Annotated in this window: 3 protein-coding genes and 1 pseudogene; 1 reads left to right on the top strand and 3 read right to left on the bottom strand. The window is 74.2% G+C overall.

Going from position 1 to position 17,304, the window contains the following annotated elements:
- Positions 1-4: 4 nt before the first annotated feature.
- Positions 5-202 (top strand): ferredoxin, encoded by a 198-nt coding sequence (locus ACIQMV_RS37180; protein WP_141356597.1) that lies wholly within the window; start codon positions 5-7, stop codon positions 200-202.
- Between the two features lie 89 nt (positions 203-291).
- Here the strand turns inward: ACIQMV_RS37180 and ACIQMV_RS37175 are convergent, their stop codons facing one another.
- From ACIQMV_RS37175 to ACIQMV_RS37165, 3 genes and pseudogenes are all read right to left on the bottom strand, one after another.
- Complete coding sequence (locus ACIQMV_RS37175; RefSeq protein ID WP_402597503.1) at positions 292-1,482, bottom strand: cytochrome P450; 1,191 nt, start codon at positions 1,480-1,482, stop codon at positions 292-294.
- 219 nt (positions 1,483-1,701) lie between these two features.
- Positions 1,702-7,815: pseudogene (locus ACIQMV_RS37170) on the bottom strand (type I polyketide synthase); the annotation flags it as partial.
- A 52-nt stretch (positions 7,816-7,867) separates the two neighbouring features.
- Positions 7,868-17,304, bottom strand: a 9,437-nt coding sequence (locus ACIQMV_RS37165; protein WP_402597502.1) for an SDR family NAD(P)-dependent oxidoreductase, incomplete at its 5' end; no start/stop codon positions are given.

Here is a 17,304-nt window from a genome sequence, read left to right as displayed (position 1 = left end):
ATTGATGGTGCGCGTCAACGTGGACATCGATCGCTGCGTCGGTGCCGGACAGTGCGTGCTGACCGTGTCGGACGTGTTCGACCAGGACGACGACGGCCTGGTGACCGTCCTCGTACAGCCGTCGGACCCGGCCACGCTGGACGCGGTCCGGGAGGCGGCGGTGGTCTGCCCCTCGATGGCGATCACGGTCGTGGAGGACTAGAGCCCCGCGTACGGAAGAGAAGGAAAAGGCGGCGGCCCCCACTCGTCAGGCAGTGGGGGCCGCCGCCGTTCTCGGGGAGGGCGGGGGAGTCACCAGGTGACGGGGAGTTCGGTGAGGCCGCCGTTGAGCTGGCCGGACGTCACCTGGAGCTCCTCCACGGGGCGGGCCAGCTTCAGACCGGGCAGCCGGGTGAACAGCTGCGTGTAGGCGGTCTTCAGCATCATCCGGGCCAGCGGGGCTCCGATGCAGTGCCACATGCCGTGCCCGAACGTCAGGTGCTCGTTGGGCGAGCGGCGGATGTCGAAGAGGTCCGCGTCGTCGAAGACCGCCTCGTCGAAGTTGACCAGCGTGAAGTCGAGCAGCACCAGGTCACCGGTGCGGATGGTGACGTCGGCGATCTCGATGTCGTCGGTGGCGTAGCGCGGCAGCGCGGCGCCCGAGCCGCCGGCCTTCGCGGCCCGCAGGATCTCCTCGACGCCGCTCCTCATCAGCTTCTCGTCGGCGAGTGCCTCCCGCAGCTGGTCCGGGTACTGCGTGAACAGCACGACGCCCAGGTCGACATGGGTGGCGACGCTGTCGAGGCCGGCGAAGAGCAGGCTCGCGGCGATGGGGCCGATGCGCTCGTCCTCCGGGACCGTCTCGCACAGCCGGGAGATCACGTCGTCGCCGGGTTCGGCCCGCTTGCGGCCGGCCAGGTCGGTCAGCAGCCCGAACAGCTTCGCCTGGCTCCTGGCAACGCTCTCCGCGTCGTTCAGCGTGGCCATCTCGCCCAGCACCGCGAGGAGTTGGCCCTGCTCCTGCAGCGGGATGCCGATCAGGGCGCACAGCACGGTCAGCGAGTACGGCAGCGAGAAGGTGCCCCGCAGATCGGCGGGGCGCTCCTGGGCGGCGAAGCCGTTCAGGATCTGCTCCGCGATCCCCTCCACCATGGGCATCATGTTGAGCACCCGGCGGGCGGAGAACTGCGGGGTGAGCAGGGTGCGCAGCTCCGCGTGCGCGGCGCGGGCCGCCTCGACGTCGTCCATGATGAGCAGGTCCATCAAGGGGCTCTTGACGTAGCGGGGCGCGTTGGCCGGGTCGGCGTGCGCACGGGCCAGGCGCTCGTCGTGCAGCAGCTGCTTCAGCTCGGCGTGCCGGGTCACCAGCCAGCCCTCGTCGCCGGCCGGGGTGCGGATCTTGGTGACGGGAGCACGCATCTGGAGCTCGCGCAGCAGCGGGCTGAGGCGGAGCACCGAGGGCGCGGCGTCCTCGAGAGAGGGCGGCGGGGTGGGGTTGAGCATGGGACTGCTACTCCTTGGGGCAGTGGTGGTGTGCGCGGGTCCCCGGCTGGGGTCTTTCGTTTGGATCAGGCCGGATCAGGGAGCCCGGCATGATCCAAACGAGAGGCCCTGGGACCGCTGTCGCATCCGGGGCGACGCCGTGGGAGAGCGCGGCGCCCCGGATGCGGTGGGGGGACAGGGAGGACCCGGCCGGGGTGGCGTGCACCGACCGGACCCGGCTCAGTCCTCGCCGGCCGGAAGTCCGGCGAGCCAGTTCTCGATGGCCTCGGCGGTCAGTGCCGAGTGCTCCATGGCCAGGGACAGATGGTCGGCCTCGATGTCCTGTACCGCGTCGGCCGGCACCGCGGAGGTGTCGAGCTTGAAGCCGTTGTTGGCCTGCGTGGCGCGCAGGAGCAGGGTGGGGGCGGTCGTGGCGGGTGCGTCGATGTCCGTCATCAGCATGAACCAGTGCGCCATCGCGGACATCCGGGCGCTGTTGAGCGTCACGGACGGCGAGTCGATGTCGGCCAGGTAGAAGCGGGTCGTCTGGTCGAGGTTGTTTCCTTCCGAGGGGTCGTACCGGATGGACGCCGTGTCGAGCAGGACGACCGCCTCCGGCTTCACGCCCCAGGTGTCCTCCAGGACCCCGGCCGCGAGGTAGGCGAGGGAGCCGCCGGTGGAGTGGCCGACCATCACGAACGGTTCGCCGTCGCTCGCCATCAGGACGCTCTCGGCGACGATCCGGGCCGCCGCGTCACTGGTGGCGGGCAGCAGCTCGCTGGGGGCGAACCCCATCAGCGGCAGCGCCGACACATGGCGCCTGCCGCGGAAGTGGGCGGCGATGCGGGCGTACTGGTGGACACCGCCGGTGGCGCCGGGCGCGCTGACGAAGATCAGCCGCGGGGTGCCGGGGCCGGTGGCCAGGGTGACGGCCTCGGACAGCTCCTCCAAGTCCGCGGGCGTCTCGAAGGTGGGCCGGGTGTTGGCGACGGCCTTCAGCATCCGCATGGCCTCGACGAGCTTGCCGCCGCGCACCGCGTTGTGGAACAGGCCGACCAGCGTGTCGTCGGGGTGCACCGTGGTGCCGGCGACGGCGGTGCCGGACGCCGGGCCGGAGGCGGACAGGTCGCCCAGTTCCTCGTTGAGGTGGCGGGCCAGCTTCACCGGCGTCTTGCTGTCGAAGACCACCGACGTCGGCAGGCGCAGCCCGAGGAGTTCGCCGAGCTGGTTGCGCAGGCTGACCGAGACCAGCGAGTCGAAGCCCAGCTCCAGGAAGCCGCGCTCGGGGTCGACGGCGGCGGGGTCGGCGTGGCCGAGCAGGCCCGCGGTGAAGCCGACGACCAGCTCGGTGAGCAGCTTCTCCCGGCCTACGGTGTCGAGTGTGCGCAGCCCGTCGAGCACGGTCTTGGGCGAGCGGTCCGCGGCGGCGGTGCGCCGGGTGCGCGGCACCAGGTCGCGCCAGAGGGCGGGCAGCGACTGCTGGACCTGGAGTCCGGCGACGTTGATCCGGGTGGGCACGACCACCGGCTCGGGGCGGGTGAGGGCGGCGTCGAACAGGGCGAGGCCGTCCTCGATGCTCATCGGCGGGGTGCCGCCGCGGTCCATCCGCCCCAGATCGGTGTCGCTGATCTGGCTGGTCATGCCGCTGCCGCGGCCCCAGGGGCCCCAGGCGAGGGACACTGCGGGCAGACCGGCCGCCACGCGCTGCTGGGCGAGTGCGTCGAGGCACGCGTTGGCGGCGGCGTAGTTGGCCTGGCCGGGGCCGCCGATGACGCCGGAGATCGAGGAGTACAGCACGAACGCGGCGAGGTCCTGGCCGAGGGTCGCCTCGTGCAGGTGCAGGGCCGCGTCGGCCTTGGGGCGCAGCACACCGGCCAGTTGTTCCGGGGTGAGCGAGCCGATCAGGGCGTCGTCCAGGACACCCGCGGTGTGCACGACGGCGGTCAGCGGGTGCTCGGCCGGCACCGACGCGACGAGCGCGTCGACCGCGTCGCGGTCGCCGACGTCGCAGGCGGAGACGGTCACCTGGGCCCCCAGGCCGGTCAGCTCGGCGACCAGTTCGGCCGCGCCGGGCGCCTGCGGGCCGCGCCGGCTCGCCAACAGCAGGTGCCGGGCGCCCCGGGCGGTGACCAGGTGCCGGGCGAGCACTGCTCCGAGGCCGCCGGTGCCGCCGGTGATCAGGACGGTGCCGTCCGGGTTCCAGCCGGGGGCGGCGGGGCCGTCGTCGGCCGTGCGCGGCAGCCGGGCGAGCCGGGCGGCGCGCACCTGGTAGTCGCGGACCGCGAGTTGCTGCTCGTCGAGTGTCAGCACGTCGGGCAGTACGCCGGCGGACAGGAACGTGTCGTCGAGGTCGACGAGCAGCAGGCTCCCGGGGTTCTCGGTCTGCGCGGAGCGCACCAGGCCCCAGACGGCCGCGCCGGCCGGGTCGAGGACGTCCTCGTCGTCGAGGGCGACGGCGCGGCGGGTGACGAAGACGAGGCGGGTGCCCGCGAGCCGCGGCTCGGACAGCCACTCCTGGAGGTATCCGAGGACCCGGGTGGTGAGGGCGCGCACCCCGTCCGCTCCGGAGTCCTTCTCCCCCGCGAGCGGGATCAGGAACACGTCGGGCGCGACACCGCTGTCGCCGATGGCGCCGCCCAGCGACTCCGCGTACGCGGTGACGGTCTCGTCGGCGCGGTGCATGGCGTAGCCGAGGTCGAGTTCGTCGGAGCCGACGACGGCCCAGCGGGTGCCGGTGGCGCGGGCGGAGGCCTTGACGGGTGCCCACTTCAGCGCGAACAGGTCGCCCCGGCCGGTGGCGGCCGGGTTCCCGGCGGCGCCGTCCGGGGTGCCCAGGCGCACGGTCTCGGCGGTCAGGACGAGGTTGCCCGCGGGGTCGACGGCGGTGAGAGCGACGGTGTCGGGCCCGGTGGTGCTCAGCCGTACGCGCAGCGCGGTGGCGCCGGTGGCGTGCAGCGTGAGCCCGTCGAAGCCGGCCGGCTCGCCCGCCGTGGCGCCGTCGAGGGCGGCGGCGCGCAGGGCGGTGGACAGCAGCGCGGGGTGGAGTCCGAAGCCGCTGTCGGGGCCCGCGGGCAGCTCGGCCTCGGCGAACACCTCGCCCTCGTGCCGCCACACCCCGGTCAGGCCGCTGAAGAGCGGACCGAGGGTGCGCCCGTCGGACTCCAGCTCCGTGAGCGGGACCTGGCGGGTGTCGGCGGGCGGCCACTGGACGAGCTCCGCGGCGGTGTCCTCGGCGCCCTCGTCCGGGGAGAGAACACCGCGGGCGTACGTGGTCCAGGGGGCGTCGTCCGAGGTCGCCGGGCGGGCGTGCACGGAGAGCGGCCGGTGTCCTGAGGCGTCCGCGGGACCGACCCGCACCTGGAGCAGGACCGCGTCGCGGTCGCCGAGGATCAGCGGGGCGAGCAGGTCGAGCCGGTCCAGGCGCGGGGTGCCGTTCTCGTCGCCCGCGCGGACCGCGATCTCCACGAGGGCCGTGCCGGGGACGGTGATCCGGCCGTCGACGCGGTGCTCGGCGAGCCAGGGGTGGGTCAGCGGCGAGAGGCGTCCGGTGAGGACGGACTCGTCGGCGTCGGCGAGGGCGACGGTGGCGCCGAGCAGCGGATGCGTGGCGGCGCCGAGGCCCAGTCCGGCGGGGTCGCCGGAGCGGGCGCGCACGCTGGGCCAGTACCGGCCGCGCTGGAAGGCGTACGTCGGCAGGTCCACGGGGGCCGGACGCCCGGGGAGGGTGCCCTCGAACACGGCGTCCCAGTCGGCCCCGTTGCCCCGGGTCCACAGGGTGCCGAGCGCGCCGAGCACGGCGGCCTCCTCCGGCTGGTCCTTGCGCAGCGCGGGTACGGCGGTGACGTCGGTGACGTCGATGGACTGCGTGTTCTCGCCGACGAGCGCGGACAGCACGCCGTCCGGGCCGAGTTCGAGGAAGGTCCGTGCGCCCTCGTCGACGAGGGTGCGCACGGCGTCGGCGAAGCGGACGGCCTGGCGGGCGTGGCACACCCAGTAGTGCGGCGTGGCGAGTTCCTCGGCGGTGACGACGTCGCCGGTGAGGGTGGAGACGACGGGGACCGACGGCTCGCCGAAGGTGAGCTCGGCGACGACGTCCCGGAACGCGTCGAGCATCGGGTCGACGAGGGGCGAGTGGAAGGCGTGGCTCACGGAGAGCCGCGTGGTGCGTCGGCCCTGCTCCCGGAAGTGGTCGGCGACGGCGAGGACGGCGTCCTCGGCGCCGGAGACCAGCACGGACTCGGGGCCGTTGACCGCGGCGAGCGAGACCCGCTCGTCCAGCAGCGGCCGCACCTCGGTCTCGGTGGCGCGCAGCGCGACCATGGCTCCGCCGGCCGGCAGGTCCCGCATCAGGCCGGCACGGGCGGCGACCAGCGTGCAGGCGTCCTCCAGGGACAGCGCGCCGGCCACGTGCACGGCGGCGATCTCTCCGACGGAGTGTCCGGCGAGGTGGCCGGGGCGCAGGCCCCAGGAGGCGAACAGGCGGTAGAGGGCGACCTCGACGGCGAACAGGGCGGGCTGGGTGTGGCCGGTGTCGTCGAGGGCCGCGGGGTCCTCGCCCCAGATGACGTCGCGCAGCGAGTGGCCGAGGCGCTCGTCGAGGAGGGCGAGGGTCTCGTCCAGGGCGGCGGCGAACACCGGGAAGCGGGCGTGGAGTTCACGGCCCATGCCGAGGCGCTGGGCGCCCTGCCCGGAGAACAGGACGGCGAGGCCGCGGCGGTCGCCGGACGGGACGGTGCCGCGGGCGGCCTCGGTGAGCCCGCCGTCCGCGGCGACGAGCAGCGCCCGGTGTTCGAAGGGGGTGCGAGTGCCGGCCAGCGCGTGGCCGACGGCGACGGGGTCGGCGCCGGACGCGGCGAGCGGCCGTACCCGCTCCAGCTGGGCGTCGAGGGCGGCGGCGGTACGGGCCGACACGGGCCACGGGACGGCGCGCGGGACGACCGGCGCGGGCCGCTGCTCGGCGTCGGTGTCCTCCTCGACCGCGGGGGCCTCTTCGAGGATGACGTGGGCGTTGGTGCCGCTGATGCCGAAGGACGACACACCGGCCCGGCGCACCTGCTCGCCCTCGGGCCAGGGGGTGGCCTCGGTGAGCAGGCTGACGTGGCCGGCGTCCCAGTCGACGTGCGTGGAGGGCGCGTCGACGTGCAGGGTGCGGGGCAGCAGCCCGTGCCGCAGGGCCAGGACCATCTTGATGACGCCCGCGGCGCCGGCGGCGGCCTGGGTGTGGCCGATGTTGGACTTCACGGTGCCGAGGCGCAGCGGGCGGCTCGCGTCGCGGTCCTGGCCGTAGGTGGCGAGCAGGGCCTGTGCCTCGATGGGGTCGCCGAGGGTGGTGCCGGTGCCGTGCGCCTCGACGGCGTCGACGTCGGCGGGCGAGAGCCCGGCGGAGGCGAGCGCGTCGCGGATGACGCGCTGCTGGGCGGGCCCGTTGGGGGCGCTGAGGCCGTTGGAGGCGCCGTCCTGGTTCACGGCGGAGCCGCGCAGCACGGCGAGCACCGGGTGGCCCTTGCGCCGGGCCTCGGAGAGCCGCTCGACGAGGATCATGCCGACGCCCTCGGACCAGCCGGTGCCGTCGGCGGAGTCGGCGAACGCCTTGCAGCGGCCGTCCGCGGCGAGGCCGCCCTGGAGGCTGAAGCCGACGAAGCTGGACGAGGTGGTCATGACGGTGACGCCGCCGGCCAGCGCGAGGTCGGCCTCGCCGGAGCGTACGGACTGGGCGGCCAGGTGCAGGGCGACCAGGGCCGAGGAGCACGCGCTGTCGAGCGTGACGGCGGGCCCCTCGAAGCCGAGCGCGAAGGACAGCCGGCCGGACATCACGCTGGCGGCCAGGCCGTTGCCCGCGTAGCCGCCCATGTCGTCGTCGGAGGCGAGGACGAGGTGGGCGTAGTCCTGCGAGTTGGTGCCGACGAAGACACCGGTGCGGCTGCCGCGCAGGCTGCCGGGGGCGATCCCGGCACGTTCCACGGCCTCCCAGGCGGTTTCGAGGAGCAGCCGCTGCTGCGGGTCCATGGCCAGCGCCTCGCGGGGCGAGATGTCGAAGAAGCCCGGGTCGAAGTCGGCCACGTCGTGCAGGAATCCTCCCTTCTGCGTGCTGCTGCGGCCCTCTCCGTCACCGGCCAGCGTCTCCAGGTCCCAGCCGCGGTCGGCCGGGAACCCGCCGATGGCGTCACGGCCGTCGGCCAGCATCTCCCAGAGGTCCTCCGGGGATCGCACACCGCCCGGGAAGCGGCAGGCCATGCCGACGATCGCCACGGGCTCGTGGCGGCCCGCCTCGGCTTCCTGGAGGCGTCTGCGGGTCTGGTGGAGATCCGCCGTGACCCACTTCAGGTAATCGACGAGCTTTCTTTCGTCCGGCATCGTCCGTGAACCTTCCTCAAAATGTTTCGCGCGTAGTCGGGGTGGGCCCAGGTCAGGAGTTCGACGACCGGCCGAGTTCGTTGTCGATGAAGGCGAAGATCTCCTCGGCGCTCGCCGCCTCGATCCGTTCGCCGACGGCCGGCCCGTCCCCGTCCGGGCCGGTGCCGTCCCAGGCGGCCAGCAGCCGCTGGAGCCGGCCGGCGACCCCGCGGCGGGTGGCCTCGTCCATGCCGTCGGCGGACAGTTCCGCCTCCAGCCGGTCGAGCGTCGCCAGCGGAGAAGCGGCGGTGCCGCTCCGGTCCCCGCCCGCCAGGGAGCCGGCCAGGTGCCGGGCGACGGCGGTGGGCGTCGGGTGGTCGAAGACGAGCGTGGACGGCAGCCGCACGCCGGTGGCCGCGGAGAGCCGGGTGCGCAGTTCGACCGCCATCAGCGAGTCGAAGCCCAGCCGGCTGAAGTCCCGGTCGGCGGGGACCGCGTCGGCACCGGAGTGACCGAGCACCCCGGCGGTCTCCTGGCGGACCAGGCCGACGAGGGTCTCGTGCCGCTGCTCGGCGCCGAGACCGGCCAGCCGGCGGGCGAGCCCGTCGGCACCGGCCGTGGCCGCCGCGCGGCGCCGGGCGCGGACCAGGGAGCGCAGCACCGCGGGGACGTCGCCGGCCTCGGGGGCGGCGGCGGACCGGGAGACCCGGATCGCCACGGCGAGTGCCTCGTCCTGGCCGTTCGCCGCGTCGAACAGGTCGAGGCCCTGGCGTTCGGTGAGCGGCGGCATCCCGGAGCGCTCCATGCGCTCGATGCCGGCGTCGGTGAGCGTGCCGGTCATGCCGGCGCCCTGGCCCCACGGTCCCCAGGCCAGCGACAGGGCGGGCAGGCCCTGGGCCGCGCGGTGCGCGGCGAGCGCGTCGAGGAACGTGTTGGCGGCGGCGTAGTTGCCCTGTCCGGGGCCTCCGGTGACGCCGGCCACGGAGGAGTACAGGACGAATCCGGCGAGCGGCAGGGCCCGGGTCGCCTCGTGCAGATGCCAGGCGGCGTCCGCCTTGGGCCGCAGCACGGTGTCGAGCCGGTCGGCGGTGAGCGAGCCGATCGTGGCGTCGTCGAGGACGCCCGCCGTGTGCACGACCGCGGTCAGCGGGTGCTCGGGCGGCAGCCCGGCGAGCAGCGCGTCGACGGCGGACCGGTCGGAGACGTCGCAGGCCCGTACGGTGACCTCGGCGCCCAGCGCGGAGAGTTCCTCGCTCAGGGCGGTGGCGCCGGGTGCGTCGGGACCGCGGCGGCCGGCCAGCAGCAGGTGCTTGATGCCGTGGCCGGTGACGAGGTGGCGGGCGAGTACGGCGCCGAGGCCGCCGGTGCCGCCGGTGATCAGTACGGTGCCGTCGCGGTCCCAGGCACGGACCTGGTCGGCGGCCGGGGCGGGCGTGGACTCGGCGCGGGTGAGGCGGGCGACGGTGAGCGCGCCGCCCCGGACGGCGGCCTGGGTCTCGCCCGCGTCGAACAGGGCGGGCAGCGAGGCCAGGACGGCGGCGTCGGTCGTGTCGGCGCCGTCGGCCGGGTCGAGGTCCAGGAGCAGGAAACTGCCCGGGTTCTCGGACTGGGCGGAGCGGACCAGTCCCCAGACGGCCGCCGCCGCCAGGTCGGTCACGTCCTCCTGGCGGGCCGCGACGGCGCCGCGGGTGACGATCGCGAGGCGGGAGTCCGCGGTGCGGGTGTCGGAGGTCCAGCGGCGCAGCAGGTCGAGCACCGGCACGGTGGCGGCGCGGACCGCGGCGGGCACGTCGTCCCCGGCGGCGGGGTCGCCCTCGACCGGCAGCAGCGTCAGCGACGGCAGGGGTGCCCCGCTGTCCAGCAGTTCGGTGAGCGAGTGCGCACGGGTGACGAGGACGCCGTCCGCCGCGGTGAGCGCGGTGTCCAGTCCGGGCAGCCCGTCGCCGAGCACCGTCCACGGTCCGCGGTCGCCGGAGCGCGGGGCCGGGGAGGGCGCGACCCAGTCCAGGGTGAGCAGCGCGGCGTCGTCCGTGGCGGGGGCGTCGGTGCCGGGTTCGGCGGCGGTGGCGCCCAGGGTGAGCGAGGCCACCGAGAGCACGGGGCCGCCCTGCGGGTCGGTCGCCTCCAGCGCCCAGGTGTCGTCGCCGGTGGCGGTGAGCCGCACCCGCAGCAGGACCGGGTGCGCGGCGTGCAGGACGAGCCCGTCCCAGGCGACGGCGTCGGGGATGTCGTCTCCGTCTCCGTCTCCGTCGAGGAGGGCGGCGGCCCGGACCGCGGTGTCCAGGAGCGCCGGGTGCAGGGCGAACGCCTGCTCGGTCGGGCTCTGTTCGGTGATCTCGACCTCGGCGAAGACGTCCCCGCCGCGCCGCCAGGCGGCGCGCAGCACGGCCGCGTTGGTGGGTTCGGGCAGGTCGTCGACCGGGGTGGCGTCCGCGGGCGGCCATGCGCTGTCGGCGGTGGCGGGGGCGGCGGGCGCGTCGGTGAGCGTGGCGGTGGCCCGCTCGACCCATGGGGCGCCGTCGCCGTCCGCGCGGGTGTGCACGGTGAGGGTGCGCCGGCCGGTCCCGTCGGGGGCGCCCACCAGGACCTGGAGGCGCTGGGGGCGGTTCCCGGTGAGCGTCAGGGGCGCGCCGACGGTGAGGTTCTCGACCGTGGTGCGGTCGCAGGCCTCGGCGGCGTGCAGCGCGAGTTCGGCGAGGACCGCCGTGGGCAGGGTGGTGGTGCCGTCGCTTGCGCGGCCGGTGAGCCAGGGCTGTGCGGCGGCGGACAGGCGTCCGCTGAGCAGCGTCTCGTCCGAGCCCGCTACCGCCGTGGCGGCGGTGAGCAGCGGGTGCCCTCCGGCGTCCAGGCCCAGTCCGCCCGCGTCGCCTGGGGCGGCGGTGGTGTCGGGCCAGAAGCGGGTGCCCTGGAAGGCGTACGTGGGCAGCGGCACCCGGCGGGCGCCGGTATCGGCGAAGAGGGCGCTCCAGTCGGCGTCCAGGCCGGCGGTGTGCAGCCGGGCCAGGGCGGTGAGGACGGACGCGGTCTCGTCGCGGTCCTTGCGCAGCGCCGGCACGACGACGGTTCCGGTGTCGGGCAGGGAGGCGGCGGCGAGCGCGGAGAGCACTCCGTCGGGACCGACCTCCAGGAAGGCGGTGACACCCCGGTCCGCGAGCGCGCGCACGCCGTCGGCGAACCGCACGGCCTCGCGGACATGACGCACCCAGTAGTCGGCACGGGTGTGTACGCCCGCGAAGGCGACCTCGCCGGTCAGGTTGGACACGACCGGGATGCGCGGCTCGTGGTAGGTGAGGCTCTCGGCGACGGTGCGGAAGTCCTCCAGCATGGGGTCCATCAGCGACGAGTGGAACGCGTGGCTGACGCGCAGGCGGGTGGTGCGGCGGCCGTCCGACTCCAGGAGGGCGACGAGCTGGTCGACAGCGTCCTCGGGGCCGGAGACGACGACGGAGGTGGGGCCGTTGACGGCGGCGACGGCGACGCCGTCGTCGAGCAGCGGCAGCACCTCGTCCTCGGTGGCCTCGACGGCGGCCATGGCGCCGCCCTCGGGCAGCGCGTCCATGAGCCGGGCGCGTGCGGCGACGAGTCGGCAGGCGTCCTCCAGCGAGAACACCCCGGCGACATGCGCGGCCGTGATCTCACCGATGGAGTGGCCGGCGACGAAGTCCGGGGTGACACCCCAGGACTCCACCAGACGGAACAGGGCGACCTCGACCGCGAACAGCGCGGGCTGGGTGCAGCGGGTGCGGTTGAGCTGTTCCGGGTCGTCGCCCCACATGATCTCCCGCAGGGAGAAGCCGAGTTCGGTCTGGAGCAGGTCCAGCACGGTGTCCAGAGACTTGGCGAACACCGGGAACCGGGCGTGCAGTTCACGGCCCATGCCGAGGCGCTGGGCGCCCTGGCCGGAGAACAGGAACGCAGGTGTACGTGCGGCGCCGGCCTCGGCGCGTGCGGCCTCGGTGACGCCGTCGGGGCCCGCCAGCAGGACGGCCCGGTGCTCGAAGGAGGACCGGCTCGTCACGAGGGACAGGCCGATGTCGGCGCGGGAGGCCTCCGGATGTGCGGCGGCATGGGCGCGCAGCCGCTCCAGTTGGGCGTCGAGCGCCTGCTCGGAGCGGGCCGAGACGACCCACGGGGTGACGGCGGGGGTCGCGGTGTCCTCGGCGGGGCGCTCGTCCGCGGCGGGCTCGGGGGCGTCTTCGAGGATGACGTGGGCGTTGGTGCCGCTGATGCCGAACGACGACACACCGGCCCGACGCGCCCGTCCCGTCTCCGGCCACGCGGTCTCCTCGGTGAGCAGCCGGACGGCGCCGAGGGACCAGTCGACGTGCGAGGACGGCTCGGTGACGTGCAGGGTGCGCGGGAGCGTGCCGTTGCTCATCGCCATGACCATCTTGACGAGTCCGGCGGCACCGGCCGCGGACTGGGTGTGGCCGATGTTGGACTTCACCGAGCCGAGCAGCAGCGGCTGCTGCGGGTCACGGTCGGAGCCGTAGGTGGCGAGCAGCGCCTGCGCCTCGATCGGGTCCCCGAGCGGGGTGCCGGTGCCGTGCGCCTCGACGGCGTCGACGTCGCCGGGCCGCAGGCCCGCGTTGGCCAACGCCTGCCGGATCACCCGCTGCTGGGAAGGGCCGTTGGGGGCCGTGAGGCCGTTGGAGGCGCCGTCCTGGTTGACGGCGGTCCCGCGCACGACGGCCAGCACCCGGTGTCCGGCGCGGCGGGCGTCGGAGAGGCGCTCAAGGACGAGCACCGCCGCGCCCTCGGACCAGCCCGTGCCGTCGGCGGAGTCGGAGAACGCCTTGCAGCGGCCGTCCTGGGCAAGGCCGCCCATCTTGGAGAATCCGGCGAAGTTGGCGGGGGTGGTCATGACGGTGACACCACCGACCAGCGCCATGGTGCACTCCCCCGCCCTCAGTGCCTGGGCGGCAAGGTGCAGGGAGACCAGCGAGGAGGAGCAGGCGGTGTCGACGGAGAGGGCGGGGCCCTCCAGGCCGAGCGTGTAGGCGAGGCGTCCCGAGACGACGCTGACGGCGAGGCCGGTGGTGGCGTGGCTGGCGATGTCGTCACGGGAGCGCATGACCAGACCGGAGTAGTCCTGGCCGCTGACGCCCATGAAGACACCGGTACGGGATCCGCGCAGGGCGGTCGGGTCCAGTCCGGCGCGCTCCACGGCTTCCCAGGTCACTTCGAGCAGGATGCGCTGCTGCGGGTCCATGGCCAGGGCCTCGCGCGGCGCGATGCCGAAGAAGTCGGCGTCGAAGTCGGCGATGTCGCTCAGGAATCCGCCCTGCCCGGAAAGGTCGCCCAGCTCGCCGCCGATCGTCGACGACTCCCACTGACGGTCGGCGGGGAAGCCGGTGATGGCGTCGGTGCCGGAGGCCACGAGGTCCCACAGTTCCTCGGGCGATCCGACACCGCCCGGGAAGCGGCAGCCCATGCCGACGATGACCACGGGGTCGTCGTCGGACGCGGCGGCAGCAGTCCGATGGGCGGTGAAGGCCTCCGCGGCGTCGGCGCCGAGCAGTTCGTCCAGGAGGTACTCGGCGAGCTGCTGGGGTGTCGGGTAGTCGAAGACGAGCGTGGCGGTCAGGGTGAGGCCGGAGGCCTTGCCGAGGCGGTTGCGCAGCTCGATCGCGGTGAGCGAGTCGAAGCCGAGGCCGCGGAACTCGCGGCGGGCGTCCACGGCGTCGGCGGAGCCGTGCCCGAGGACGGTGGCGGCCTCGGCACGCACCAGGTCGACCAGGAACGGCAGGCGCTGCTCCTCGGGCAGAACGGCGAGACGCTCGGCGAGTCCGGCGCGGGCGACCGCGGCGGTGCCGGCCCGTGCCCGGCGTCCGCCGGTACGGACCAGTCCGCGCAGGATCGCGGGGACGCTCATGCCGGGGGGCAGCGAGCCGCCACCGCCCAGGCCCAGCGGCACGACGAGCGGTTCGTCGGCGAGGGTGGCGGCGTCGTACAGGGCCAGGCCCCGCTCGACGGACAGCAGCGGCATGCCGCTGTTGTCGTTGATGCGGCGCATGTCCTCGTCGCTCAGTCCGCTCGTCATGCCGCTGCCCTGCTCCCAGGCGTTCCAGGCGAGGGAGGTGGCGGGCAGGCCGAGGGCCTGGCGGTGGGCGGCGAGGGCGTCCAGGAAGGTGTTGCCCGCCGCGTAGTTGGCCTGCCCCGGGCTGCCGAAGACGCCGGAGGTCGAGGAGTACAGGACGAAGGCGGCCAGGTCGAGGTCACGGGTGAGGTCGTGCAGGTGCCAGGCGGCGTCGACCTTCGGCCGCAACACGGTGTCCAGGCGGTCGGCGGTGAGGGAGGCGAGGATGCCGTCGTCGAGGACACCCGCCGTGTGCACCACCGCGGTCAGCGGGTGCTCGGCCGGGACGGAGGCGAGCAGCGCGGCGAGAGCGTCACGGTCGGCGACGTCACAGGCGGCGACCCTGGCCTCGGCACCCAGGTCGGTCAGCGCCTCGACGAGGTCTGAGGCACCGGGGGCGTCAAGTCCGCGACGGCTGGTCAGCAGCAGGTGCTTGACACCGTGCTCGGCGACCAGATGGCGGGCCAGTTCGGAGGCGAGACCGCCGGTGCCACCGGTGACCAGGACGGTGCCCTCGGGCTCCAGGGGCCGGGGCATGGTCAGCACGATCTTGCCGATGTGCTTGGCCATGCTCATGAAGCGGAAGGCCTCACGAGAGCGACGGACGTCCCAGGCACGGACCGGCAGCGGGGACAGCACGTCCTGCTCGAAGAGGCCGACCAGGTCGAGCAGCATCTGCTGGATGTGGTCGGAGTCGACCATGCCCAGGTCGAAGAACCGGTAGGTGATGCCGTCCGAGGCGGAGTCGGCGTCCCGGATATCGGTCTTGCCCATCTCCAGGAACCGGCCGCCCGTGCCGAGCAGCCGCATCGACGCGTCGACGAACTCGCCGGCCAGGGCGTTCAGGACCACATCGAGGCCCTTGTCCCCCGCGACCTCGGCGAACGCCGCCTCGAAGTCGAGGGTGCGCGAGGAGGCGATGTGGTCGTCGGCGACCCCGAGGGAGCGCAGCACATCCCACTTGCCCTCGCCGGCCGTCGCGAAGACCTCCGCACCGAGGTGACGGGCGATCTGGATCGCCGCCATCCCGACACCACCGGCACCGGCGTGGATCAGGACCTTCTCGCCCGCCTTCAGCCCGGCGAGATCCTTCAGCGCGTAGTAGGCGGTGAGGAACACCAGGGGCACGGACGACGCGGTCTCCCAGGACCAGTCGTCGGGAACGCGGGTCAGCAGTCGCTCATCGGCAGCGCCCGACGGACCGAACCCGCCGAACACCATGCCCATGACCCGGTCGCCGGGGGCCAGTTCGGTGACGTCCGGACCGACCTCGGTCACGACACCGGCGGCTTCGGAGCCGAACAATCCCGCCTCACCGGGGTACATGCCGAGAGCGTTGAGCACGTCGCGGAAGTTCAGGCCCGCGGCACGGATCCCGATGCGCACCTGCCGGCCGACCAGCGGCTCCAGGGCCTCCGGATGCGGCAGCAGGGCGAGACCGTCGAGGCTGCCCTTGACGCGGCTGCCCAACCGCCACGGCGTCCCGGCCGGCGGAACGAGGGACGTGCCGGACTCCAGCCGGGCGAGCCGACCGACACGAACGGTGCCCTCACGGACCTGCGCCTGCGGCTCCTCCGCGTCGAACAGCCCCGCCAGCAGCGGCAGTCGGGCCATGGACTCAGCCGTGTCATCGACATCGGCCAGCAGCAGCCGGCCCGGATTCTCGGACTGGGCGGAACGCACCAGACCCCACACGGGGGCAGCGGCCAGATCGAGCGGACCGCGCTCGCCGTCAGCGACGGCGTTCCGGGTGACCACGACGAGCCGGGAGGAGGCGAAAGCGGACTCGGCCAGCCACTCCTGCACCAGAGCCAGCACCTGACGGGCCAACTGGTGGGCGTCTTCCGGTCGTTGGTCGAGGCCGCCCCGGACCGTCACCGCGACCATGTCGGGTACGGCCCCGCTCCGGGCAGCCAACTCCCCAAGCGTCGCAGCCGGAGCATGCACGCCCGCGACCGCCTCGGGGTCCGCGGCGAGCACAGCCGTCAGACCGAAGGGGTCATCACCGAGCACGGCCCAGGTGGCGGGAGCGGCCGGGGCGGCGACCGTACGGGGAGTCCAGTCGATGCGGAGCAGGGAGTTGGCGTCGTCACGGCGCGGCTCGGCACCGGCTTCCGGGCCCGCGGCACGCAGCGTCAACGACTCCACGGAGACGACGGGTTGGCCGCCCGGGTCGACCGCCGCGATCTGCACCGCGTCCTCACCGCACGAGGCGATCCGCACCCGCAGGGTGCTCGCCCCGTCCGCGTGCAGGGACACGCCCTCCCAGGCGAACGGCAGCAGACTGCGGTCGTCGCCCTCGGCGGACAGGAAGACCGTGCTGTGCAGGGCGGCGTCGAAGAGCGCCGGGTGCAGGCCGAAAGCACCGGCGTCCTCGACCGAGTCGGGCAGTGCGACCTCGGCGTAGACCGTGTCGTCCTGGCGCCAGACGGCACGCAGTCCACGGAAGACCGGACCGTACTCCAAACCGTCGGCGGCATAGCGCTCGAACATGCCGTCGATGTCGATCGCCTCGGCGTCGCGTGGCGGCCACACGGTGGTGTCGAAGCCGATGACCTGCTCACCTGACCCGACGCGGCCGGTGGCGTGCTGGGTCCACTCCGCGTCCTGGTCCTCACCGGGCCGGGTGAAGAACCGCAGTTCGCGCGAGCCGTCCTCGTCGGCGGCGCCGACGGAGATCTGCACCTGCACAGCACCCGTGGCGGGGAGCACCAGCGGCGCGGCGATCATCAACTCTTCGACCCGGTCGCAGCCGGCCTGGTCGGCGGCGCGCACGGCCAGCTCCAGGAAGCCGGTACCGGGGAAGAAGATCATGCCGCCGACGACGTGGTCGGCCAGCCACGGATGGGCGGCGGCCGACAGGGAGCCGGTCAGCAGGAGTTCGCCGGAACCGGCCACCGACATGGCGGCGCCGAGCAGCGGGTGGTCGGCCGAGGCCAGACCGAGACCGGAGGCGTCCAGGGCGGCAGGGGCCGCCTTGGGCCAGTAACGCTCGTGCTGGAAGGCGTAGGTGGGCAGATCCGCGATGCGGGCGCCGGTGCCGGACAGGGGGGCCGACCAGTCGACGTCGACACCGGCGACATGCAGCCGGGCGACGCCGCTGAGGACGGACACGGTCTCGTCGCGGTCCTTGCGCAGCGCCGGCACGACGACGGTTCCGGTGTCGGGCAGGGAGGCGGCGGCGAGCGCGGAGAGCACTCCGTCGGGACCGATCTCCAGGAAGGCGGTGACACCCCGGTCCGCGAGCGCGCGGACGCCGTCGGCGAACCGCACGGCCTCGCGGACATGACGCACCCAGTAGTCCGGGTCGGTCAACTGCCCGTCCGCGGCTACGGCGCCGGTGAGGTTGGAGACGACCGGGATCCGCGGCTCGTCGTACGAGAGCGTCTCCGCGACGGCCCGGAACTCCTCCAGCATCGGGTCCATCAGCG

It is taken from the genome of Streptomyces sp. NPDC091412 (genome assembly GCF_044756885.1).
Lineage (GTDB): Bacteria > Actinomycetota > Actinomycetes > Streptomycetales > Streptomycetaceae > Streptomyces.
Note: the sequence above shows the minus strand (reverse complement) of the source record. Positions and strands in the feature narration are given on the sequence as shown.

Coding starts and splice junctions, on each gene's coding strand:
- ACIQMV_RS37180 (WP_141356597.1), top strand. CDS start 5: ATGGTGCGCGTCAACGTGGACATCGATCGCTGCGTCGGTGCCGGACAG.
- ACIQMV_RS37175 (WP_402597503.1), bottom strand. CDS start 1,482: ATGCTCAACCCCACCCCGCCGCCCTCTCTCGAGGACGCCGCGCCCTCG.